Source organism: Pseudomonas sp. 43(2021), from assembly GCF_017490805.1.
Lineage (GTDB): Bacteria > Pseudomonadota > Gammaproteobacteria > Pseudomonadales > Pseudomonadaceae > Aquipseudomonas.
Map to the genome: position 1 here is coordinate 59,558 of NZ_JAFGYJ010000013.1, position 22,456 is coordinate 82,013.

General features: G+C 65.1%; 27 protein-coding genes. 16 read left to right on the forward strand and 11 right to left on the reverse strand.

What is annotated here, in order from left to right; genetic code table 11:
• Positions 1-6: 6 nt before the first annotated feature.
• Positions 7-852 carry an alpha/beta fold hydrolase gene (locus tag J5M71_RS13360; RefSeq protein WP_207832736.1) on the reverse strand — a complete coding sequence of 282 codons (846 nt, stop codon included), beginning with the start codon at positions 850-852 and terminating at the stop codon, positions 7-9.
• Positions 853-1,212: 360 nt separating this feature from the next.
• On the opposite strand from J5M71_RS13360, the gene J5M71_RS13365 reads away from it, so the two are divergent.
• Both J5M71_RS13365 and J5M71_RS13370 read left to right on the forward strand, forming a co-directional pair.
• Positions 1,213-2,097 (forward strand): sugar nucleotide-binding protein, encoded by an 885-nt coding sequence (locus tag J5M71_RS13365; RefSeq protein ID WP_196176555.1) that lies wholly within the window; start codon positions 1,213-1,215, stop codon positions 2,095-2,097.
• Positions 2,090-3,022 carry an NAD-dependent epimerase/dehydratase family protein gene (locus tag J5M71_RS13370; protein ID WP_207832737.1) on the forward strand — a complete coding sequence of 311 codons (933 nt, stop codon included), beginning with the start codon at positions 2,090-2,092 and terminating at the stop codon, positions 3,020-3,022. The genes J5M71_RS13365 and J5M71_RS13370 overlap by 8 nt, the downstream gene beginning before the upstream one ends.
• Positions 3,023-3,154: 132 nt before the next feature.
• Here the strand turns inward: J5M71_RS13370 and J5M71_RS13375 are convergent, their stop codons facing one another.
• Positions 3,155-3,598, reverse strand: a complete 444-nt coding sequence (locus J5M71_RS13375) for a helix-turn-helix domain-containing protein (RefSeq protein WP_207832738.1) — start codon at positions 3,596-3,598, stop codon at positions 3,155-3,157.
• Positions 3,599-3,700: 102 nt separating this feature from the next.
• Between J5M71_RS13375 and J5M71_RS13380 the strand changes: the two genes are divergently transcribed.
• Positions 3,701-4,906 carry an MFS transporter gene (locus J5M71_RS13380; protein WP_207832739.1) on the forward strand — a complete coding sequence of 402 codons (1,206 nt, stop codon included), beginning with the start codon at positions 3,701-3,703 and terminating at the stop codon, positions 4,904-4,906.
• Here the strand turns inward: J5M71_RS13380 and J5M71_RS13385 are convergent.
• From J5M71_RS13385 to J5M71_RS13405, 5 genes are all read right to left on the reverse strand, one after another.
• Complete coding sequence (locus J5M71_RS13385; protein ID WP_063911057.1) at positions 4,894-5,577, reverse strand: OmpW family outer membrane protein; 684 nt, start codon at positions 5,575-5,577, stop codon at positions 4,894-4,896. The genes J5M71_RS13380 and J5M71_RS13385 overlap by 13 nt on opposite strands.
• Before the next feature lie 109 nt (positions 5,578-5,686).
• Positions 5,687-6,199 (reverse strand): DUF3299 domain-containing protein, encoded by a 513-nt coding sequence (locus J5M71_RS13390; RefSeq protein WP_207832851.1) that lies wholly within the window; start codon positions 6,197-6,199, stop codon positions 5,687-5,689.
• 126 nt (positions 6,200-6,325) lie between these two features.
• Positions 6,326-7,591, reverse strand: a complete 1,266-nt coding sequence (locus J5M71_RS13395) for an ABC transporter permease (RefSeq protein ID WP_063911060.1) — start codon at positions 7,589-7,591, stop codon at positions 6,326-6,328.
• Entirely contained in the window at positions 7,591-8,301 is a 711-nt protein-coding gene (locus J5M71_RS13400; protein WP_207832740.1) for an ABC transporter ATP-binding protein, read from the reverse strand. Before J5M71_RS13400 ends, J5M71_RS13395 begins: the two co-directional genes overlap by 1 nt.
• Positions 8,302-8,886 carry a DUF2796 domain-containing protein gene (locus tag J5M71_RS13405; protein ID WP_207832741.1) on the reverse strand — a complete coding sequence of 195 codons (585 nt, stop codon included), beginning with the start codon at positions 8,884-8,886 and terminating at the stop codon, positions 8,302-8,304.
• Positions 8,887-9,016: 130 nt separating this feature from the next.
• Between J5M71_RS13405 and J5M71_RS13410 the strand changes: the two genes are divergently transcribed.
• Entirely contained in the window at positions 9,017-9,361 is a 345-nt protein-coding gene (locus J5M71_RS13410; RefSeq protein ID WP_207832742.1) for a hypothetical protein, read from the forward strand.
• A 104-nt stretch (positions 9,362-9,465) separates the two neighbouring features.
• Here the strand turns inward: J5M71_RS13410 and trxA are convergent, their stop codons facing one another.
• Genes trxA through J5M71_RS13425 form a run of 3 tightly spaced genes read right to left on the reverse strand, consistent with a single transcriptional unit; the run spans position 9,466 to position 11,482 of the window.
• Positions 9,466-10,338: a thioredoxin gene (trxA, locus tag J5M71_RS13415; protein ID WP_207832743.1), complete on the reverse strand. Its 873-nt coding sequence runs from the start codon at positions 10,336-10,338 to the stop codon at positions 9,466-9,468.
• A 31-nt stretch (positions 10,339-10,369) separates the two neighbouring features.
• Positions 10,370-11,029: a 50S ribosomal protein L11 methyltransferase gene (locus tag J5M71_RS13420; RefSeq protein WP_207832744.1), complete on the reverse strand. Its 660-nt coding sequence runs from the start codon at positions 11,027-11,029 to the stop codon at positions 10,370-10,372.
• Positions 11,030-11,482 (reverse strand): YbaY family lipoprotein, encoded by a 453-nt coding sequence (locus J5M71_RS13425; protein WP_063911066.1) that lies wholly within the window; start codon positions 11,480-11,482, stop codon positions 11,030-11,032.
• A gap of 106 nt (positions 11,483-11,588) precedes the next feature.
• Here J5M71_RS13425 and nrdR point away from each other — a divergent pair, with 106 nt between their 5' ends.
• The 12 genes from nrdR (at position 11,589) to J5M71_RS13485 (ending at position 20,320) form a co-directional block, all read left to right on the forward strand.
• Entirely contained in the window at positions 11,589-12,053 is a 465-nt protein-coding gene (gene nrdR, locus J5M71_RS13430) for a transcriptional regulator NrdR (protein WP_009685710.1), read from the forward strand.
• A gap of 2 nt (positions 12,054-12,055) precedes the next feature.
• On the forward strand, positions 12,056-13,186 hold the full coding sequence (ribD, locus tag J5M71_RS13435) for a bifunctional diaminohydroxyphosphoribosylaminopyrimidine deaminase/5-amino-6-(5-phosphoribosylamino)uracil reductase RibD (RefSeq protein ID WP_207832747.1): 1,131 nt from the start codon (positions 12,056-12,058) through the stop codon (positions 13,184-13,186).
• Between the two features lie 42 nt (positions 13,187-13,228).
• Positions 13,229-13,894: a riboflavin synthase gene (locus J5M71_RS13440; protein ID WP_003255399.1), complete on the forward strand. Its 666-nt coding sequence runs from the start codon at positions 13,229-13,231 to the stop codon at positions 13,892-13,894.
• Positions 13,895-13,912: 18 nt separating this feature from the next.
• Positions 13,913-15,004 carry a bifunctional 3,4-dihydroxy-2-butanone-4-phosphate synthase/GTP cyclohydrolase II gene (ribBA, locus tag J5M71_RS13445; protein ID WP_016484697.1) on the forward strand — a complete coding sequence of 364 codons (1,092 nt, stop codon included), beginning with the start codon at positions 13,913-13,915 and terminating at the stop codon, positions 15,002-15,004.
• 92 nt (positions 15,005-15,096) lie between these two features.
• Positions 15,097-15,573 (forward strand): 6,7-dimethyl-8-ribityllumazine synthase, encoded by a 477-nt coding sequence (ribE, locus tag J5M71_RS13450; RefSeq protein ID WP_003255395.1) that lies wholly within the window; start codon positions 15,097-15,099, stop codon positions 15,571-15,573.
• A complete protein-coding gene (nusB, locus tag J5M71_RS13455) occupies positions 15,570-16,070 on the forward strand; it encodes a transcription antitermination factor NusB (protein WP_013970674.1) in 501 nt (166 codons plus the stop codon). Before ribE ends, nusB begins: the two co-directional genes overlap by 4 nt.
• Before the next feature lie 18 nt (positions 16,071-16,088).
• Positions 16,089-17,057, forward strand: a complete 969-nt coding sequence (gene thiL, locus J5M71_RS13460; protein WP_207832749.1) for a thiamine-phosphate kinase — start codon at positions 16,089-16,091, stop codon at positions 17,055-17,057.
• Positions 17,054-17,557 (forward strand): phosphatidylglycerophosphatase A, encoded by a 504-nt coding sequence (locus J5M71_RS13465; RefSeq protein WP_004376077.1) that lies wholly within the window; start codon positions 17,054-17,056, stop codon positions 17,555-17,557. Before thiL ends, J5M71_RS13465 begins: the two co-directional genes overlap by 4 nt.
• Positions 17,558-17,573: 16 nt before the next feature.
• Positions 17,574-18,317 (forward strand): transporter substrate-binding domain-containing protein, encoded by a 744-nt coding sequence (locus J5M71_RS13470; protein WP_207832751.1) that lies wholly within the window; start codon positions 17,574-17,576, stop codon positions 18,315-18,317.
• A 157-nt stretch (positions 18,318-18,474) separates the two neighbouring features.
• Entirely contained in the window at positions 18,475-19,092 is a 618-nt protein-coding gene (ribA, locus tag J5M71_RS13475; protein ID WP_003260612.1) for a GTP cyclohydrolase II, read from the forward strand.
• A complete protein-coding gene (locus J5M71_RS13480; protein ID WP_063911070.1) occupies positions 19,089-19,508 on the forward strand; it encodes a hypothetical protein in 420 nt (139 codons plus the stop codon). The genes ribA and J5M71_RS13480 overlap by 4 nt, the downstream gene beginning before the upstream one ends.
• Positions 19,508-20,320, forward strand: coding sequence for a cobalamin-binding protein (locus J5M71_RS13485; RefSeq protein WP_207832753.1), 813 nt, complete (start codon positions 19,508-19,510; stop codon positions 20,318-20,320). The genes J5M71_RS13480 and J5M71_RS13485 overlap by 1 nt, the downstream gene beginning before the upstream one ends.
• Before the next feature lie 118 nt (positions 20,321-20,438).
• Here the strand turns inward: J5M71_RS13485 and dxs are convergent, their stop codons facing one another.
• Complete coding sequence (dxs, locus tag J5M71_RS13490; RefSeq protein ID WP_063911072.1) at positions 20,439-22,334, reverse strand: 1-deoxy-D-xylulose-5-phosphate synthase; 1,896 nt, start codon at positions 22,332-22,334, stop codon at positions 20,439-20,441.
• Positions 22,335-22,456: the final 122 nt, after the last annotated feature.

Sequence of the window (22,456 nt, forward strand, 5' to 3'; positions counted from 1 at the left end):
AACGCGTCAGGCGTCGTCGAGGATGAAGTTTTCCACGGCGCTCGCAACCTGATCGGCAATCGCTGGTGTACTGCGTAAGTGGGCGGCGATGCCATGGTCGCAGTCTGTAAGAAACAGGCATTGCAAACGCGACGCTGAAACTGATTGCATCAGGGCCTGGGTAACTTCTTCAGGAATCGGGCTGTAGCGCTCGGCGCCGGCCAGCCACAGGTTACCTGCGCTAGTGCCCGGATCTTTGCCAAATCGTTGTGAGTTCAGCCCGTCATACTCGCCAATTACCATCAGAACTCTGCCTTGGAACCGCTTGAGGAAGGCGTAACTGTCACAATCGAGAAAACCATAGGGTTCTCTGATCGCGGCCGTGAATGCCGGGCCGAACGGTACCTTGTGAGCACGGTCTGGATAGACCGCCGGGCAGATCAGCACGATGCTGTCCACTTGCGGCAACTGTGCTGCAAGTTTCAGCGTTATAGCCGCGCCCAGGCTGTGGCCTATTATCGTCCGACAGCGAAGCGCGATATGCGCGTGGAAACGCCGTGCTTCATCAAGGTTCGTAGCCAGTGAGGGTGACACTGCGCCTGGCTCACTGGCGAGGCTATGACCTGACAGATTGGCAGTGAGGGAACCAATGCCTGCGGCCTGCAGGCGATAGAGCAGGGGATTGAGCCGGGTAAAGTCGGAGCGCGCGCCCCCCAGGACGAATGCCGGCGCTGCGCGTTCGATATCGGGGACCAGCAAGCGGGCTTGTTGCTGGTAGTTTCCAAATACTTCGTCGATGAACAGTTCTTTGCCTGGGGCGAGTTCGTCAAACTGCCATTTCAGGCGCTGAGAAGATTCCGTTTGCAAGTGCATGGGGCCTCTGGAGGAATTGCTTGAGCCATTCGCCGAGTGGAGTTCCCGTATCGAGTAGCAGTTTGATTGCCATGATGATGCAGATACTGACCAGCAGCGGCTTTATGAGACCAGAGCCGAAACGAACGGTACAGCGCAGGCCAGCATGAACAACCAGCCGACTCCAGGGCCGAAGTTGTCATCAGAAAACCCGATGCCTGGAGCAACCTCCACACAGAACAGGTCAGTCCTTTGCCTCCGGGCGGCCCAAGTCTGCAATGGTTTGGCTTGCAATGGCTATGGCCCACGTTGGACTTCCCCGCCCAGAAACCGCAAAATGAGCCCTTTCCTTCAATCAACCTCTCCGGATCTGCTGACTCTATGCGTATGCGCCTAATGCTGTTGGGTGGTGGCAATGCCCTCGGGCAAGCGCTGATTCGTCTTGGGGCCGAGGAGGACATCGCATTCCTGGCGCCGCGCCCGCCCGAGAACGGCTGGACGCCGGCCAGCCTCACCCAGCTGCTCGACGATCATCGCCCCGATGCCCTGGTCAACCTGGCCTATTACTTCGACTGGTTCCAGGCCGAGTCGGTCAGCGAGCAACGCCTGGCTCAACAGGAGCGGGCGGTGGAGCGGTTGGCGGAGCTGTGCCAGCACCACCAGATCACCCTGGTGCAGCCCTCCAGCTACCGGGTGTTCGATGGTTCGCGGGCCACGGCCTATAGCGAAAAGGACGAGCCGGTGCCGCTGGGCCTGCGTGGCCAGGCCCTGTGGCGCATCGAGCAGAGCGTGCGCGCGGCTTGCCCGCAACACGTGCTGCTACGCTTTGGCTGGCTGCTCGACGAAAGCATCGATGGGTCGCTGGGGCGCTTCCTGACCCGTGCCGAGCAACCCCAGGAGCTGCTGCTGGCCGACGACCGGCGCGGCAACCCGACGCCGGTCGACGACGCCGCCCGGGTGATACTGTCGGTGCTCAAGCAACTCGATTGCAGCGCGCCGCTGTGGGGCACCTACCATTACGCCGGCAACGAGGCGACCACGCCGCTGGCGCTAGGCCAGGCGATCCTCGCCGAGGCCGGCCAATACCGTCAGCTGGCCGTGCAGGCACCGACGCCGCAGGCCCATGCCGCGCGCCCGGATGCCAGCGAAGAGCCGCAGCACGCGGTACTGGCCTGCAAGAAAATCCTTCATACCTTCGGCATCAAGCCGCGCGCCTGGCGCGCCGGCCTGCCGCCCCTACTGGACCGGTTCTACCGCCATGGCTGACGCCCCCATCCTGATCACCGGCGGTGCCGGCTTCATTGGCTCCCACCTGTGCGATGCGTTGTTGGACAAAGGCTACGCAGTACGCATTCTCGACGACTTCTCCACTGGCCAGCGGGGCAACCTGCAGGTCGGCCACCCACGGCTGGAACTGGTTGAAGGCGATGTCGCCGATGCCGGGCTGGTCAAGCAGGTTGCGGCTGGTTGCAGTGCTGTGGTGCACCTGGCGGCGGTGGCCTCGGTGCAGGCCTCGGTCGAGGACCCGGTGCGGACCCACCAGAGCAATTTCATCGGCACCCTCAATGTGTGCGAAGCCATGCGCGTGCATGGCCTGCGCCGGGTGTTGTTCGCCTCCAGTGCTGCGGTGTACGGCAACAATGGCGAAGGCGAGTCGATTGCCGAAGACACCCCCAAGGCGCCGCTGACCCCCTATGCCGTGGACAAGCTGGCCAGTGAGCAGTACCTGGACTTCTACCGTCGCCAGCATGGCCTGGAGCCTGTGGTGTTCCGCTTCTTCAATATCTTCGGGCCGCGCCAGGACCCGTCTTCGCCGTATTCCGGGGTGATCAGCATCTTCTCCGAGCGTGCTGTGCAGGGTTTGCCGATTACGGTGTTCGGCGATGGCGAGCAGACCCGGGACTTCCTCTACGTGGGCGACCTGGTGCAGGTGATGGTGCAGGCGCTGGAGCAGCCGCAGGTCGAAGAGGGCGCGGTGAATATCGGCCTCAACCAGGCCACGTCGCTTAACCAGCTGCTGGCGGCGCTGGAGAAAGTGGTGGGTAGCTTGCCGGCGGTCAGCTATGTGCCGGCACGCTCGGGTGACATTCGCCATTCGCGGGCGGATAACCAGCGTTTGCTGGCGCGGTTCGAGTTTCCGCAGGCGACGCCGATTGTCGAGGGCCTGGCGCGGCTTCTGGGCAAGGGCTGAAATCCTTGGGGGTGCTTTGCGCCCCCTATCGCGACACAAGGCCGCTCCTACAGAGATCGCGTAAAGCCAAACATGTCCGGTCCATGTGGGAGCGGCCTTGCGTCGCGAAAGGGCCGCACAGCGGCCCCGGAATCATCGATGCCGCACCACTTTTCGCAGGCAATCCCCGGCCGCCAGCACCCGCCCATCCCGGGCCCGCACCTGCAGTGTTTCCAGCGCCTGCCCGGTATCGCCATCCACCAACTCCGAACGCACTTCACCTGCCTCGAACAGAAACCGCTCCCCCCACTGCCTCAAGCCAACCACCACCGGGAACAGCGATCGTCCTTTCTCGGTCAGCACATACTCCTTGTAGGCACTGCCATCCGACGCAGGCTGCAGCGTCAGCAGCCCGCTTTCCACCAGCCACTTCAAACGTGAGGCGAGGATGTTCTTCGCCAGCCCCAGGTTCTTCTGGAATTCACTGAAGCGCCGCAGGCCATCGAAGGCATCGCGCAGGATCATCAGCGCCCAACGGTCTCCCAGCACCTCCAGGGCCCGGGCCACGGGGCATTGCGCATTGTTTTCATCGAGCATGGACGGGGCCTTTCATGATCATCTGGTTGCAGGTTAAAACCACATTTGCTAAATAGCCAGCATGTAGTTTCAATTCGAAACCAGATTGACGAGGCCAGCCCGATGACCCCTACGCTGACACGCTGGATAACCCTGTTGCTGGCCACCACCAGCGCCATGGCCGTGGCGACCGTGTATTTCGCCCAGCCTTTGCTCGAATCGATGGCCGCCGACCTGGGCGTGGCGCAGCAGCGGATCGGCTGGGTAGTTGGCGCGACCCAGGCGGGCTATGCGCTGGGGTTGTTGCTGATCGTGCCGCTGGGGGACCTGATCGACCGCAAGCGCCTGTTGCTCGGGCAGTTGCTGTTCTCGACCCTGGCGCTGGTTGGTGTTGGCATGGCGCCGACCTGGGCGCTACTGCTGCTGGCCCTGGCCATCACCGGGCTGATGGCGGTCATGGTGCAGGTGATGGTGGCGCATGCAGCGAGCCTTGCCGCCCCCGGGCAGCAAGGGCAGGCCGTGGGCAGCATCACCAGCGGCGTGGTGCTGGGCATTCTGCTGGCGCGTCTGGTCTCGGGCGGGCTTGCCGACCTGGCCGGCTGGCGCAGCGTGTACCTGTTTGCCGCAGGGCTGCTGATGCTACTGGCCCTGGTGCTATGGCGCAGCCTGCCCACGGGGCAGCCGGTGACGCTGCGGTCTGGCTACCGGGCGCTGATCGTTGCCCAGTTCAGGCTGTATCAGCACGATCGGTTGCTGCGTCAGCGTGGGCTGTTCGGCGTATTGATCTTCGCCGCGTTCAGCGTGCTGTGGAGTGCCATGGTCATGCCCCTGAGTGCCGCGCCATTGGCGCTGAGCCATACCGAGATCGGTCTGTTCGGCCTGGCGGGTGTTGCCGGCACATTGGCGGCAGCGCGCGCCGGTCGCCTGGCCGACCAGGGGTTGGCGGAGCGCACCACCGGGTTGGCGCTGGTTCTGCTGGTGCTGTCATGGCTGCCTACGGCTTTCGTCGGGCATTCACTGCTGGCCTTCGGGCTGGGTGTGCTGATGCTGGACTTTGCCGTGCAGGCGGTGCATGTCACCAACCAGAGCCTGTTGCTGGCCGGGCGTGGCGCAATGGCCAGCCGGTTGATCGGCGCCTACATGTGCTGCTATTCGCTTGGCAGTGGGCTTGGGGCGGTACTGGCGAGCTGGGTGTATGCCCATTGGGGGTGGGCAGCGGTGTGTGGGCTTGGGATGGGCATCAGCGCGGTCGCGCTGGGGTATTGGCTAGGGTTGCAACGAGCGAGGGCGGCCGAAGCCGCCCTGCAGTGTTCGGGTCAGAACTTGTAGCCAAGGCCGACCATGTACACCCACGGGTCGACTTCGACGTCGACCTTGGTCTTGCTGTAGCCCAGTGCGGACGGGCCGTTGACGCTGGCCTTGGTGTCGATGTCGACGTACCAGACCGAGGCGTTGACCAGCAGATTGTCGGTAATCATGTAGTCCATGCCCAGCTGGCCGGCGATGCCGACCGAGTCCTGCAGCTTCAGGTTGCTGAAGCCCTGCTGCTTGCGTGCACTACTGAGGTCTTCATCGAAGAACAGGGTGTAGTTGATGCCGACGCCGGCATACGGCTGGAACCTGGAAGTCGGCTCCATCGGGTAGTACTGCAGCGACAGGGTCGGTGGCAGTTGCTTGATGTCGGCCAGCTTGCCGTCCAGGCCGCCGCCCAGGCCTTTGACGCCGACGGTGTGCTTGAACGGGGTGGCTGCCAGCAGTTCCAGGCCGATGTGGTCGGTGAGCATGTAGGCGAAGGTCAGGCCCAGCTGGGTGTCGCTGTCCAGGGTCGCCTTGGTGCCCGAGACTTTGTTGCCGTCGAATTTCAGGTCGCCGCTGCTTTCGTTGGGAGCGGTGGTGATGGCACCGGCACGGACGATGACATCGCCTGCCTGGTGGGCGTGGGCGACAGGGGCAGCGAGCGCCAGGGCCGCGAGGGCGGCGCTGAGCAAGGACTTGTTCATGGAAGCTCCCAAAGGACGTGAGTAATCGAGTAGTCCAATGGTACGGATGCGGTTAAACAGAAAGTTTGACCCAGCTCAAAGAAGCGTCTTCACGAATTCGAAACAGATCTCACTTCAGCTCGTAAGCGTATATTTTCTCGGCTTCCATCTGGTATCCAGCGTCGGCCAGTTCGCTGCTGGATGCTCTAACCTGCAGCTTTCCCTCGATCCAGTAGGGTTGGTAGAGGTCTTCGATGCGCACGCCCATCTCGCTGAAAATGTGCACGATCTGGTTCGAGGGCGGTGGTGGCACGTGGATGCACGCGCCGTAGTAGGGGACCAGCAGGAATTCGGTGGTGCGGCCTTCTTCGCTCACTTCCAGCGGCACGATGTAGCCGGGTAGTTTGATCTGCTGGCCATCGAGGCTTTTCACCACCGGGGCGGCGGGGGCCTGCTGGCGCGCCGGTGGGGCGGATTCGGCGGACAGGGCGTTGCTGAGCTGCGACATGTCGTGCAGCGGCGCGAGTTGGGGCGGGATGACCGGGGCGCCTTCGGGGATAAGGGCGGGCCAGTCCAGTTCGCGGGGTTCCGAGGCCCACAGAGGCATCGCTACTGTCAGCAGCAGGATCAGCAGCGTGTGCAGTGCTGGCCTTTTCGCGGGCGCGCCCGCTCCCACAGGTTCTTCACACGGTTCCAAGCCTGCGGCGAACCCTGTGGGAGCGGGCATGCCCGCGAAGAAGGCAGTGAGGTACTGGATCATTGCACGCCCTCAGAGGTGAATGGACAAGCCATCGGCCAGCGACTGCCGATAGGCCCGCCACGCCGGCACGCTGCCCATCAGCAGAGCAGCCCCCAGGATAATAGCCAGCAACATCCATTCATGAGCGCTTGGCATGGCCAGCGGCAAATACAAACCATAGTTGGCCTGTACATACCCCTGGGCCAGCGCGATACCCGCATACAGCAAGCCAAGCCCGGCGCCGATCCCGACCGCCGCCAGCGACAGCGCCTCCAGCACCAGCAGCCCTGCGATATGCCATGGCCTGGCGCCAACCGAGCGCAGTATCGCCATCTCCCGGCGGCGTTCGTTGAGGCTGGTGAGAATCGCCGTGAGCATGCCGATCAGGCCGGTCAGCACCACGAACAGCGAAACCACGAACAACGCCTGTTCCGCAGTGCCCATCAGGCTCCACAGCTCCTGCAGGGCTACCCCGGGCAGGATCGCCAGCAACGGCTCGCTGCGGTATTCATTGATCTCCCGCTGCAGGCTGAATGTCGCGATCTTGCTGTTCAGGCCGAGCATGAATGCAGTAATGGCGGCAGGTTGCAGGTCCATGCTCCGTGCCTGCTCGGCGCTGATACGCCCGGCGCCGCGGGCCGGCACGCCGTTGTGCCAGTCGACGTGGATGGCCTCCATGCCGCCCAGGCTGATATGCAGCGTGCGGTCGACCGGCGTGCCGGTGCGCTTGAGCACACCGACCACGGTGAATGGCTTGTCATCGTGCTTGACCAGGCTGATCGCGGCGACGCCATGTGCCAGCACCAGCTTGTCGCCCAGCTTGTAGTGCAACGCCTCGGCCACTTCGGCACCGAGCACCACCTCGAACGGATCATCGGCAAACGCGCGACCCTGGCTCAATTCCAGGTGCTGGCGGCGACCGTACTGGTAATGGCTGAAGTAGTCGCCGGTAGTGCCCATCACCCGATAACCGCGGTGCGAGTCGCCCAGCGAGATGGGGATGGCCCATTTTACCCGCGGGTCCTTGGCGTAGTGCTCATAGCTGTCCCAGCGGATGTTGTTGGTGGCGTTGCCGATACGGAATACCGAGTACAGCAGCAGGTTCACCGAGCCGGAGCGGGCACCGACGATCAGGTCGGTACCGCTGATGGTGCTGGCGAAGCTGGCCCGGGCCTCGGTACGGACCCGTTCCACGGCCAGCAGCAGGCACACCGACAGGGCAATGGCAAAGGCGGTGAGGAATGCGGTGAAACGGCGGTTGGCCAGGCTGGCCAGGGCAAGGCGGAGCAGGTACATCAGGCCTCCCGGGGCTTGGCGGCACGGTTGAGTTCGACCAGCGACAGGTGGCGGTCGAACAGCGGCGCCAGGCTCTGGTCGTGGCTGACGAACAGCAGGCTGGCACCGGCGGCGCGGCATTCATCGAACAGCAGGCGGATGAACGCTTCGCGGGCGTCGGTATCCAGCGCCGAGGTTGGTTCGTCGGCGATCACCAGTTCGGGCTGGCCGATCAGTGCGCGGGCGGCGGCAACCCGTTGTTGCTGGCCGATCGACAGGCTGTCGGCGCGGCGGGCGAGCAGGGCGGGGTCGCCCAGCCCCAGGTGGGCCAGCAGCGTGCTGGCCGCCTGGTCGACGCTGCCATGGCGCTGCTCGGCGCGGGCTTTGCGGCTGCGCGAGAAACGGCAGGGCAGCTCGACGTTTTCGCGTACCGAGAGGAACGGCAGCAGGTTGAACTGCTGGAAGATGTAACCGGTGTGGTCGACCCGGAATCGGTCACGGGCGCCTTGGCCCAGGCAGCCGAGGTCCTGGCCGAGCAACTGGATACGGCCCTGGCCCGGCACGTTCACCCCGCCCAGCAGGCCCAGCAACGTGGTCTTGCCACTGCCGCTGGGGCCCTTGAGAAACAGGGCCTCGCCAGCCTCCAGGCGAAATGCCGGAATGTCCAGCAGCGCGGGCTGGCCTGGCCAGGCGAACACCAGGTCATGCAGTTCGATCAACGGCTGGCGCATTCAGAACGCGACCGCGGCCTTGGCCGGCGTGGTTTCCACACCTTTCTGGCCATTGGGGCCGATCAGTTGCACGTTGATTTTCTGGGTGGCCGGGAAGGCCTTGAACAGCGGCGCGAGGTCCACCTGTAGCAGTTTGTCTGGGTTGGCGCAGGTCAGCTGGTAGTGGGCGCCGATGTCGCTGTGCGGGTGGCTGTGCTCGTGCTCGTGCTCGTGCTCGTCACCGTCGTCGTCGGTTTTCGGGGCGTCACCGAACAGCGGGCTTTCCAGTTCCTGCTGGTCTTCCTTGCAGCCGGCGGCAGCGGGCAGGCCGAACAGCTTCAGTGGTTGCTCGAGCTGCTGGCGCACCGCCGCGACCTTGGCCTTGTCGGCGTCGCTGTTGGCGGCGTGTTCGAAGCCGACCAGGTTCATGGCCGGGCTGTCCAGCTCCAGCTCCAGGGTGTTGCCATCGAGCACTGCGTTGAGCTTGGCCACGCCATGCTCGTGGGCACCGAGGGTGCCATGGGCGTGGTCATGATCATGGTCATCAGCGTGGGCATGGGCCAGGGGTAGCAAGGCGATGGGCAGGGCGAGCAACAGGCGACGCATGGACGACTCCGGAGCGGGCGGGAAGATTGGGTTATGTTATAACAACTTTTCCGCGTGCTGCCAGTCTGCGTGGCTCAGGTTTCATGTTGGGGTAGCATGGTGGCATTGACTTGGGTTCAAGGTATGCAGCATGAGAATTCGTGGACAGATTGGTGATTGGCCTGTGGATCTGACCATCGAGCTGGCGCCGGAAGAGTGGGTGCAACTGGGGCGGCAGATCGAATTGCCTGCGGTGGCGCAGACCGCAGCAGCGGAACCCTTGGCGACAACTCGTCAGGATGATGGGCAATGGACTGCGGCTCGTGAGGTGTTGCGCCTGGCAGGGCAGATGAGCGGGCCGGAGTTGCTGGATCGGTTGGAGGGGCTGGCGGGGAGTACGGCGGCGGGTAAACGGCTGTTGGTGCGGTTGCGGCACAGCAGTGATGTGAAGGTGGAAAGCGGCGTGGACGCGCCGGTGTATCACTGGGTGGGATAGATCTCTATTGCCTGTGCTGGCCTCATTCGCGGGCATGCCCGCTACCACAGTGAGTACAGTGCGTACCCTGTGGGAGCGGGCGTGCCCTCGCAGAAAACTTCAGGTCAGAACATCGCCGCCGACAACTTGCGACGATACACGCTGACCAGCGGGTGATCCCCACCCAGCAACTCGAACACTTGCAGCAACGCCTTTTGCGGCAACCCGTTCTCATAACCACGGTTACGCTGGAACAGCTTCAGCAACCCCTCCAGCGCCGCCTCATACTGCTGGCGAGCCAGTTGCTGGATGCTCAGCTGATAGGCCGCCTCGTCATCCTGCGGGTTCTGCGCCAGTCGGCTTTTCAGGTCGGCCACTTCTGGCAGGCTGGCGGCCTGGCGCAGGAAGGTCAGCTGAGCCTTGGCCCCGGCCAACGCAGCCTTGTGCTCGTCGGTCTTGACCGCATCCAGCACCACCTGGGCTTCACCCAACTCCCCGCGCTCGGCCAGGCAGCGGGCGTACAGGATCAGCGCCTCGGCATTGCTGTTGTCCTCACCCAGCAGCGCCTGCAGCAGCGCTTCGGCCTCGGCAAAACGGCTTTCGGCAAACAGCGCCTTGGCTTGTTCCAGCGGCGAAGCAACGGGCGCGGCAGGCAGTTGCACGTGCGGTTCGAGCATGGCGCGGATCGCCGACTCCGGCTGTGCACCGGCAAAGCCGTCCACCGGTTGACCGTCCTTGAACAGCACCACGGTCGGCAGGCTGCGGATGCCGAACTGGGCAACCACCTGTTGCTCCACGTCGCAGTTGATCTTGGCCAGCAGCAGCTCGCCCTGGTAACCCTCGGCGATCTTCGCCAGCAGTGGCATCAGTGCCTTGCACGGCGCACACCACTCGGCCCAGAAGTCCACCAGCACCGGCTTGTGGAAGGAGTTCTCGATTACCAGTTGCTGGAAGGTGGCATCGGTGGCGTCGAAAATGTAAGGCGTGTCTTGGGTCATCGCGACTCTCGCAAACTGGTGAATTGCACCACTATAAGGTGTCGCGACTGGCGTGGTACAGGCTGACCCGGCGGAATTCGTGCGGCTCGGCCAGGTCCGGCAGGGTCAGCGCTTCCAGCACGCCCAACGGCTGGTACAGCGGGTGGCTGAAGTCGCGTACCCGCGAGTCGGCCACCAGCGCCTGGCGCCCGCGCCCGAGGAAGGCATCCAGCAGCGGCAGGTTGGCGCGGTCGTACAGCACATCGGCAACCAGGATCAGGTCGAAGCGGTCGTCTTCGGCGAAGAAGTCATGGCTGTAACCCAGTTCTACCCCGTTCAGCGCGGCGTTCGCGCGGCAAGCATCGAGGGCCAGCGGGTCGAGGTCACAGGCCACCACTTCCAGCGCACCGGCGCGGGCGGCGGCAATGCCGGCGATACCGGAGCCGGCGCCAAAGTCCAGCACGCGCTTGCCGGCTACCCACTCCGGGCGCTCGGCCAGGTAGCGCGCCATGGCCAGGCCGCTGGCCCAGCAGAAGCTCCAGTAGGGCGGGTCTTCAAGAATGCGCCGGGTCTCCTCGCTGCTGAAGGCACGGTCCATGTTCTGGTCGTCGATCAGCCACAGCTTCAGGTCGCAGCCGGGCAGTTCGCTGATGACCAGGCGCGCTTCGCCGATCAGGCCGCTGAGGGCCTGTTGCAGGGCTAGCGGCGCCACTTACGGCGCCTTCTCGAAACGCAGCGGGCCGATGGCCTGGGTCTGGGCCTGGGTAATGCGCACCGGCGGCAGGTGCATGATCAGCTGGCCGGAGCGGCTGGCGCGGCCACGCAGCTCGACCCGGGCACCGGCGGGGAAGGCCTCGGGGTTGAAGCGCAAGTGGTAGGGCAGGGCCTGGCCAGTGCCGGTCAGGTTGCTGCTGGCCAGCAGGCGTTGTGGGCGGTCGCGTTCGTCGATGACCAGCAAGGCCAGCTCCACGTCGGCACCGGCCGGGATCTCCAGCAAGGTGCCGCTCAGCTCGCGCTGGTAGGCCGGCAGCGGGCCCAGTACTTCGGCCGGCTTGGCCGCGCGGGCGGGCGTGGGGGCCGGAGGGGTGTCGGGCTTTGGCCTGTCGCTGCCGCAGGCGGCGAGCAGGGCGGCGCAGCACAGCACGACGAGCGCTCGGTAGTGCATGGGGTAGTCCTTCACGGGCAGATTTCCCATGGATGTTAACCCCTTTGGCTTGTCTTGCCAGTGGGATGCGCTACCATGGCCCTCCCTTTTTTTGTTGCCTGCCACCATGCACTGTCCCTTTTGCGGTGCCAACGACACCAAGGTCATCGACTCTCGCCTCGTCGCCGAGGGCGAGCAGGTGCGCCGCCGCCGCGAATGCGTCGCCTGCGGTGAGCGCTTCACCACCTTCGAAACCGCTGAGCTGGTGCTGCCCCGGCTGATCAAGCAGGACGGCACGCGCCAACCCTTCGACGAAGATAAGCTGCGTGCCGGCATGCAGCGGGCACTGGAAAAGCGCCCGGTCAGCGTCGAGCGCCTGGAAGCGGCGTTGGCGCATATCAAGAGCCGCCTGCGTGCCACCGGTGAGCGCGAAGTCAAATCGCTGGTGGTGGGTGAAATGGTCATGGCCGAGCTGCGCAAGCTCGACGAAGTGGCCTATATCCGTTTTGCCTCGGTTTACCGGCGCTTCCAGGACCTCGACGAGTTCCGCGAAGAAATCGACCGCCTGGCCCGCGAGCCGGCTAAAGAGTGAACATGCCCAGCCAAGCTGCCATCCTCGACGCCCACTACATGGCCCGCGCGCTGGAGCTGGCGCGCAAGGGCCTGTACACCACCCACCCGAACCCGCGTGTAGGCTGCGTGATCGTGCGCGATGGCGAGGTGGTTGGCGAAGGCTGGCATGTGCGCGCCGGCGAGCCGCATGCCGAGGTGCATGCCCTGCGCCAGGCCGGTGAGCGTGCTCGTGGCGCCTGTGCCTATGTCACCCTTGAGCCCTGCAGCCACCATGGCCGCACGCCGCCATGCGCCGAAGCGCTGGTCAAGGCCGGCGTGGCGCGGGTGGTGGCCGCCATGCAGGACCCTAACCCGCAAGTGGCGGGGCAGGGCCTGCGGCGCCTGGCCGAGGCCGGCATCGAAGTGGCCAGCGGCGTGCTCGAGGCCGAGGCCCGGGCACTCAACCCCGGTTTCCTCAAGCGCATGGAACATGGCCTGCCGTTCGTTCGCGCCAAGCTGGCCATGAGCCTGGATGGCCGCACCGCCATGGCCAGTGGCGAAAGCCAGTGGATCACCGGCCCGGCCGCCCGCTCGGCGGTGCAGCGCCTGCGCGCCCGTTCCAGCGTGGTGCTGACCAGCGCCGCCAGCGTGTTGGCCGATAACGCGCGGATGACCGTACGTGGTGCCGAACTGGGCCTGGATGCCGAAACCACCGCACTGGCACTCAGCCGCACACCGCTGCGCGTGCTGGTCGATGGCCGCCTGCGCGTGCCGCTGGATGCACCATTCTTCCAGGCCGGCCCGGCCCTGGTGGTGACCGCTGTCGCAGATGACCCGCGCTATGCCGCTGCCGGCCACGAACTGCTCAGCCTGCCGGGCGACAATGGGCAGGTAGACCTGCCGGCGCTGCTGCAGGCCCTGGCGGCCCGTGGCGTCAACGAAATCCTGCTGGAAGCCGGTGCCGGCCTGGCCGGCGCCTTTGCCCGGCAAGGCCTGGTCGACGAGTACCAGTTGTTCGTCGCCGGCACCTTCCTCGGTTCCCGGGCCCGCCCGCTGCTGGACTGGCCACTGGACAGGATGAGCGAAGCGCCGCGACTGAAAATTACCGAAATGCGCGCAGTGGGCGATGACTGGCGGGTCACGGCCATCCCCCTGCCGGCGCCCGGCGTATAATGCCAGGCTTGCCCCGCGCAAACCGTTTTTGAGGAAGACCCCATGTTCACCGGCATCATCGAATCCATCGGCACCATCCGCAGCCTGACCCCCAAGGGTGGCGACGTGCGCGTCTACGTCGAAACCGGCAAGCTCGACCTGGGTGACGTCAAGCTCGGCGACAGCATCGCCGTCAACGGCGTGTGCCTGACCGCCGTCGAATTGCCGGGTGACGGCTTCTGGGCCGACGTCAGTGTCGAAACCCTCAAGCGCACCGCCTTCATCGACCTCAAGAGTGGCAGCAAGGTCAACCTGGAAAAAGCCCTGACCCCCACCACCCGGCTGGGCGGGCACCTGGTCAGCGGCCACGTCGACGGGGTCGGCGAAATCATCTCGCGCAGCGATAACGCCCGCGCCATCCAGTTCCGCGTGCGTGCACCGAAGGAGCTGGCCAAGTACATCGCCCACAAGGGTTCGATCACCGTCGACGGCACCAGCCTGACGGTCAACGAGGTCAATGGCGCCGAGTTCGAGCTGACCATTGTCCCGCACACCCTGTCCGAAACCATCATGGCCGACTACCGTGCAGGGCGTCGGGTGAACCTTGAGGTCGACCTGCTGGCCCGTTACCTGGAGCGTTTGCTGCTGGGTGACAAGGCCGCCGAACCGAGCAAGGGCAGTGGCATTACCGAAAGCTTCCTGGCCGCCAACGGCTTCTTGAAATCCTGATTGAGAAGGGGGTGCCGCGTGGCGCTCAACAGCATCGAAGAACTGGTCGAAGACATCCGCCAGGGCAAAATGGTCATCCTCATGGATGACGAAGACCGCGAAAACGAAGGCGACATCATCATGGCAGCCGAGTGCTGCCTGCCCGAGCACATCAACTTCATGGCCAAGCATGCCCGTGGCCTGATCTGCATGCCGATGACCCGCGAGCGTTGCGAAACGCTGAAGTTGCCGCTGATGGCGCCGCGCAACGGCTCGGGCTTCGGCACCAAGTTCACCGTGTCGATCGAAGCCGCCGAAGGTGTCACCACCGGCATCTCCGCCGCTGACCGCGCGCGCACCGTGCAGGCGGCCGCCGCCAAGGATGCCAAGGCCGAAGACATCGTCAGCCCTGGCCACATCTTCCCGCTGATGGCCCAGCCTGGCGGTACCCTGGCCCGTGCCGGCCACACCGAAGCCGCCTGCGACCTGGCGCGCATGGCCGGGTTCGAGCCGAGCGGCGTGATCTGCGAAGTGATGAACGACGACGGCACCATGTCGCGCCGTGCCGAGCTGGAAGTGTTCGCCGCCGAGCACGGCCTGAAGATCGGCACCATCGCCGACCTGATCCACTACCGCATGATCCACGAGCGCACCGTGCAGCGCGTCTCCGAGCAACCGGTGGAGAGCGAGCTGGGCGAGTTCAACCTGGTCACCTACCGCGACGCGGTGGAAGGCGACGTGCACATGGCCCTGACCCTGGGCAAGATCTGCGCCGAAGAGCCGACCCTGGTGCGCGTGCACAACATGGACCCGCTGCGCGACCTGCTGCTGGTCAAGCAACCGGGCCGCTGGAGCCTGCGCGCGGCCATGGCCGCCGTGGCCGAGGCCGGCAGCGGCGTGGTATTGCTGCTGGGCCACCCGCTGGACGGCGACGTGCTGCTGGCGCACATCCGCGAAAGCGCCGGCGATGCACCGGCCAAGGCACCGACCACCTACAGCACCGTGGGTGCCGGTTCGCAGATCCTGCGTGACCTCGGCGTGCGCAAGATGCGCCTGATGAGTTCGCCGATGAAGTTCAACGCGATATCCGGATTCGATCTGGAAGTTGTAGAATACGTGCCCTCCGAGTGACTTGAGGCGGCAGTGACGCCCTCCAGCTCGAGTCCATACCCCTGTCGAGGCCGCCAGCATGCGGCCTCGCTCTTGAAGATGAGAATATCGGAATGACCCTGAAGACCATCGAAGGTACCTTCATCGCCCCCAAAGGTCGCTATGCTTTGGTGGTTGGCCGCTTCAACAGCTTCGTCGTCGAAAGCCTGGTAAGCGGTGCCGTTGATGCCCTGGTACGCCACGGTGTCAGCGAAAGCGACATCACCATCATCCGTGCCCCGGGTGCATTCGAAATCCCGCTGGTGGCACAGAAGGTCGCCCAGCAAGGCGCCTACGACGCGATCATCGCCCTGGGCGCGGTGATTCGTGGCGGTACCCCGCACTTCGAATACGTGGCGGGCGAATGCACCAAGGGCCTGGCCCAGGTGTCCATGGAGTTCGGTGTTCCGGTGGCCTTCGGCGTACTGACCGTCGACTCCATCGAGCAAGCCATCGAGCGTTCCGGCACCAAGGCCGGCAACAAAGGTGCTGAAGCTGCCCTGTCCGCTCTGGAAATGGTCAGCCTGCTGGCGCAGTTGGAGGCCAAGTGATTAGCGACGAAAGCGATCGTTTCAACCCGCGCGATCCAAAACCTGCGGATGCCGGCAAGCCCTCGAAGAGCGCCAAGCGCCGCGAAGCCCGCAAGCTCGCGACCCAGGCGCTGTACCAGTGGCACATGGCGCAGCATTCGCTGAACGAGATCGAAGCGCAGTTCCGGGTCGATAACGATTTCTCCGATGTCGACGGCGCTTATTTCCGCGAGATCCTGCACGGGGTCCCGGCGATCAAGAGCGAAATCGACAGCGCCCTGAAGCCATGCCTGGACCTGGCACTGGAAGAGCTCGACCCGGTCGAGCTGGCCGTGCTGCGTCTGTCCACCTGGGAGTTCATCAAGCGCGTCGACGTACCGTACCGCGTGGTGATCAACGAAGGTGTCGAGCTGGCCAAGGTCTTCGGTGCCACCGACGGCCACAAGTTCGTCAACGGCGTACTGGACAAGCTGGCCCCGAACCTGCGCGAAGCAGAAGTCAAGGCGAACAAGCGCTGATCCTGGCGCTTGCGGACCATGGGTGAGTTCGAGCTGATCAGCCATTACTTCGCCGCCGCGCCTTGTGCGCAGGGCGGTGAAGGTGTGGCCCTGGGCATCGGCGACGACTGCGCCCTGCTGAGCCTTCCCGCCGGCGAGCAACTGGCGGTGTCTACTGACACCCTGGTCGCCGGGGTGCATTTTCCGGCTGTGTGCGACCCGTGGTTGCTCGGCCAGCGCTCGCTGGCCGTGGCGGCCAGCGACCTGGCGGCCATGGGCGCTACCCCCATCGGTTTCACCCTTGCCCTGACCTTGCCCGAGGTCAGCGCCGACTGGCTGCAAGCCTACGCCAGCGGCCTGAACCGCATGGCCGGCCATTGCCAACTGAGCCTGATCGGTGGCGACACCACCCGTGGTCCCCTGAGCATCACCATGACCGTGTTCGGCCGGGTGCCGGCGGGGCAGGCGTTGCGCCGTGACGGCGCTCGCCCGGGCGACCTGCTGTGCGTGGGGGGGGAGCTGGGTAACGCGGCAGGGGCCTTGCCACTGGTACTGGGCCAGCGCCAGGCCGATGCCGCGCTGGCGCAACCGTTGCTCGACCATTACTGGTCGCCGTCGCCGCAGTTCGCCCTGGGCCAGCTGCTGCGCGGGCGTGCCACCTCGGCACTGGATATTTCCGACGGCCTGCTGGCCGACTGCGGGCATATCGCCAAGGCCTCCCGCGTGGCGCTCGAGGTGAGCCTGGAGCAGGTGCCGGTGTCATCCGCCTTGCAGGGTTTCCTCGGCGCCGAGGCGGCCGTACAGGCGGCGCTGACTGGTGGCGACGACTATGTGCTGGCGTTCACCTTGCCGCCAGGCGAGCTTTCATCCCTGCAGGCACAAGGCCTGGCGGCATTCCACGTCATCGGGCGGGTGCTCGAAGGGCAGGGGGTCAGCCTGCGCGACCGGCAGGGCCAGGACATCACCCCGCGGCAACGCGGCTATCAACATTTTAGGGAGACACCGTGACCGATCACCCCAACCAGGTGCCTGCGGAGTTCGTTCCGCCTTCGGTCTGGCGCAACCCGTGGCACTTCATCGCCTTCGGCTTCGGCTCCGGTACCTTGCCCAAGGCGCCGGGCACCTGGGGCTCGCTGGTGGCCATACCGTTCATCCCGCTGTGGCAGATGCTGCCCGACTGGGGCTACTGGCTGTTGCTGGGCGTGAGCATGCTGTTCGGTTTCTGGCTCTGTGGCAAGGTCGCCAATGATTTGCGCGTGCATGACCACGAAGGCATTGTCTGGGACGAGATCGTCGGCATGTGGATAACCCTCTGGCTGGTGCCGGAAGGCTGGCAATGGCTGCTGGCGGGGTTCCTGATGTTCCGCTTCTTCGACATCCTCAAACCGTGGCCGATCCGCTGGGTCGACCGCCATGTGCATGGGGGCGTCGGGATCATGCTCGACGATATCCTGGCCGGCGTGTTTGCCTGGTTGGGCATGCAGGTTCTGGTGTGGGCGGTTGCCTGATACAGGGAGTGCGTAAATGGCCATGAGGGCGATGCTGCTGGCAATGCTGCTGAGCCTTGCCCCTTGGGCGGCGGCTGCCGAGGGTGTGCCGAAGCAGGTCCACCTGGTCAGCGAGGAGTGGCTCGACTACACCAACGCCGACGGGACCGGGGTGGCCTGGGACGTGCTGCGCAAGGTGTTCGAGCCGGCCGGGGTCAAGGTGGTGATCCAGAGCGCGCCCTACAGCCGTGCCATCGGACTGGTGAAGCGTGGCGAGGCTGATGCCTGGGTAGGCTCGTACAAGGAAGAGAACGACGACAACCTGTACCCGCGCTGGCACTTCGACATGGACCATATCTACGCCCTGGGGCTGGCCAGCAAGCCCGTGCCTACCCTGGAGAGCGTGGGCAAGTACCGCCTGGCCTGGGTGCGTGGCTACGACTACGGCAGCTACCTGCCGAACGTGCACGAGTTCCGTGAAGTCCAGCGTCGTGAGGGCATCTTGCCGATGCTCGAGCATGACCGTGTGGACTTCTACATCGACGCCCTGACCGAGGTCGACTACGTGCTCGGCCAGACCTCCCAACCCGAGCGCTTCCGCCGCACCCACGTAGTCGACCTGCCGCTGTACCTGGCCTTTGCCCGCAACGACCAGGCCCGGGCCCTGCGCGACCTGTTCGACAAGCGCATGGCCGAACTGGTGCGCAGTGGCGAGCTGAAGGCGATTTTCCAGCGCTGGCAGCAGCCTTATCCGTTCAGTCCGGACAGCAAACCGCATTGAACAACCCGTTTCATGGGCTCCCACAGGATTGAGTACAGACCTCTGCTAAGCATCGAACTTTTCGATCTTAAGCCACGGTATTCAGCCAGCCCACATCCCCCAACCTGCTGATACAATCGGCCCACGAGAAATTTTCAACTTATTCCAGGAGCACAACGTGCCCGTCGTCTTTGTTGCCGCCTCTAAACTCCCGACTCCCTTCGCGACCTTCACCATGCATGGCTTCCTTGACGAAGCCACTGGCCGTGAGCATGTGGTGCTCAGCCTGGGTGACATCGCGGACGGCCAGCCGGTGCTGGGGCGCCTGCACTCCGAGTGCCTGACCGGCGATGCCCTGTTCAGCCAGCGCTGCGACTGCGGCTCGCAGTTGGAAGCCGCGCTGCAAGCCATCGCCCGTGAAGGCCGTGGCGTGCTGCTGTACCTGCGCCAGGAAGGCCGTGGCATCGGCCTGCTGAACAAGATTCGCGCCTACGAGTTGCAGGATGGTGGCGCCGACACTGTCGAGGCCAACGAGCGCCTGGGCTTCGCCGCCGATCAGCGCGACTACGCCATGTGCCTGCCGATGCTGGAGCACCTGGGCGTGAAGTCGCTGCGCCTGATGACCAACAACCCGCGCAAGGTCAAAGCCCTGACCGACATGAACATCGTTGTCGCCGAGCGCGTACCGCTGCACACCGGGCACAACCCGCACAACCGCTACTACCTGGCGACCAAGGCCGGCAAGCTGGGCCACATGCTGGGTAACGAGCACCAGGGCGAGGTGCCCCAGGCGTGACCCGCGCCGAGGTCAAGCGGCGCCTGGCGCTGGCCTGGTGGCAGTACCTGGCGGTGGGCCTGGTGCCGCTGCCGGTGATGGCCTGGGCCTTCGGTGGCGGTGATGCGCTGGCCTCGGTGCTGGCCATGCCACTGTTCATTGCCGGCGCGGCGACCATGTTCCTTAGCTTGCCGCGCTTCGGTGCCTACAAGCACGCCCTCATTGCCACCTCCAAGGTGCTCGGCACTGGCGAAGAGCCAGCCGCCTGGATCGAACTGGCGCGGGTGCGGCGCCTGGCCATGCTGTATGCCTGCTTCCCGGCCTGGGTCGCCGCCCTGTCGGTGCTGGTCGGCCTGGAGGTGGTGCCGCAGATCCTGCTGGCGTTGTCCTCCGTGGTGGTGCTGTACCTCTATCGCATTCCCCGCCAGCTCGGCTGATGCGCCTGCTGCCCGGCCTGCTGGCGCTGTTCGCCTGCTCCGCACTGGCCGGTGAACCCCTGCGGGTGGTCAGCCTGGCCCCATCGATGAGCGAGATCATGCTCGAACTGCAGGCCGATGATCTGCTGGTAGGTGTGCTCGACGGTGGCGAACGGCCGGCGGCGCTGCGCGGGTTGCCCTCGGTGGGGCGCCAGGGGCAACTGGACCTGGAGCGCCTGCTCAGCCTGCGCCCCGACCTGTTGCTGCTGTGGCCGGGCAGCGTGCCACCGGCCCAACGCGACCAGCTCAAGCGCCTGGGCATCGCCACCTTCAGCGCCGAACCCCATGATATCGACCAGCTGATCGAGCAGATCGAAGCCATCGCCGGGCGTATCGGCCGTGCCGACCAAGGCCATCGGTATGCCCAGGCCCTGCGTGACCGGCTGCGGCAGCTGCGCCAGCAGTATCGACGTGACGAGCCTTTGCAGGTGTTCTACCAGGTATGGGACCGACCGCTGTATACGCTCGGTGGCCGGCAGGTGGTCAGCGATGCCCTGGCCGTGTGCGGGGCGCGTAACGTCTTCGCCGATCTCACCCAGCCGGCGCCGCAGGTCAATGTGGAATCTGTGCTGCTGCGCAACCCGCAGGTCATTCTGGCGGGTGATGAAGCGCAGCTGGCGAGCTGGAAGGCCTGGCCGCAATTGCGTGCGGTTGCCGATGATCGTTTGCTGGTGGTGCCCGACAAAGGCCTGGAGCGGCCCAGTGGGCAGATGATCGAAGCTACGGCGCGCTTGTGTGCGCTGCTCGAGGCTAAAGCGCCAACGTCCAAGTGAGCTTTTGCGAGGGCTGCGCCCTCGATCGCGACGCAAGGCCGCTCCCACAGGGACTGCTTGCACGACCTTTGTGGGAGCGGCCTTGTGTCGCGAAAGGGCCGCAAAGCGGCCCCAGGGATTACAACCCGAGCCTGGCCATCCGAGCCTTCACCGAAGCCTCGATCCCGGCCGCATCCAGCCCACACTCAGCCAGCATCTGCGCAGGTTTGGCGTGCTCGACATAGATGTCCGGCAACCCCAGGTGCAGCAGCGGTTTCACGATCGCCTGGCTGGCCAGGAACTCACCAACAGCCGCACCGGCACCGCCCATGATGGCGTTCTCTTCGATGGTCACCAGTAGCTCATGGCTTGCGGCCAGCTCCAGCACCAGTGCCTCGTCCAGCGGTTTGACGAAACGCATGTCGACCACGGTAGCGTTGATCTGCTCAGCTACCTGCATGGCCTCGGCCAGTTGCACGCCGAACACCAGCAAGGCGACTTTCTCGCCCTGGCGACGGACCACGCCCTTGCCGATTTCCAGCGGCTGCAGGTCACCGCTGATCGGCGCGTTCGGGCCGGTGCCACGTGGGTAGCGCACAGCCGCCGGGCCGTTGTACAGGTGGCCGGTGCTGAGCATCTTGCGCAGCTCGTTTTCGTCGCTTGGGGTCATCACCAGCATGCCCGGGATGCAGCGCAGGTACGACAGGTCGTAGCTGCCCGCGTGGGTCGGGCCGTCTTCGCCGACCAGGCCGGCGCGGTCGATGGCGAACAGCACGTCGAGGTTCTGTACTGCCACGTCGTGGATCAGCTGGTCGTAGGCGCGCTGCAGGAAGGTGGAGTAGATCGCCACCACCGGCTTGCTACCCTCGCAGGCCATGCCGGCCGCCAGGGTCACGGCATGCTGCTCGGCGATGGCCACATCGAAGTAACGCTCCGGGTAGCGCTCGCTGAAATCGACCAGGTCGGAGCCTTCCTTCATTGCCGGGGTAATGCCCACCAGGCGGTTGTCGGCGGCGGCCATGTCGCACAGCCACTGGCCGAACACCGCAGAGTATTTCGGGCCGCTGGCTTTCTTCGGTGCGGCGGGCTTGTCGGCCGGCTCCAGCTTGGTGATGGCGTGGTAGCCGATCGGGTCGAGCTCGGCCGGGGCGAAGCCCTTGCCCTTCTTGGTCACCACGTGCAGGAATTGCGGGCCCTTGAGGTCACGCATGTTGCGCAGGGTGGCGATCATGGTCGGCAGGTCGTGGCCGTCGATCGGGCCAATGTAGTTCCAGCCCAGTTCTTCGAACAGGGTGCCCGGCACCAGCATGCCTTTGGCGTACTCTTCGGTGCGGCGGGCGATTTCCCAGGCGCCCGGCAGGCGCGACAGCACTTTCTTGCTGCCTTCGCGCATGCTCGCGTAGGTGCGGCTGGAGAGGATCTTGGCCAGGTAGTTGGACAGGCCACCGACATTGCGCGAAATCGACATGTCGTTGTCGTTGAGGATCACCAGCATGTCGGCGTTGACTTCTTGGGCGTGGTTCAACGCCTCGAAGGCCATGCCGGCGGTCAGTGCGCCGTCGCCGATCACCGCGATCGACTTGCGAGCGCTGTTCTGCAGGCGGGCGGCAATGGCCATGCCCAGCGCGGCGCTGATCGAGGTGCTGGAGTGGCCGACGCCGAAGGTGTCGTACTCGCTCTCGCTGCGGCGCGGGAAGGCGGCGATGCCGTCCTTCTGGCGCAGGCTGAGCATGCGGTTACGGCGCCCGGTGAGGATCTTGTGCGGGTAGGCCTGGTGACCCACGTCCCACACCAGCCGGTCGTCGGGGGTGTCGAAGACGTAGTGCAGGGCGATGGTCAGCTCGATGACGCCCAGGCCGGCACCAAAATGCCCACCGGTCTGACCCACGGTGTAGAGCAGTTCCTGGCGCAGTTCGTCGGCCAGGGTCTCCAGGTCGGCTTCGGCCAGCCGGCGCAGGCCGGCAGGCGTGTCAGCGCGGTCGAGCAACGGCGTGACCGGGCGTTCGCGGGGGATCTCTTGAAACGTCGTGGGCATCAGGCGAGTCGTTATAGGTGTGTGAAGAGGCGGCAGTTTACCCCATTGTAGGAAATACTGCCCATTCAACCACGGGTTACGCGGCCCCTGTGGGAGCGGGTTTACCCGCGAATGCGGCGGTA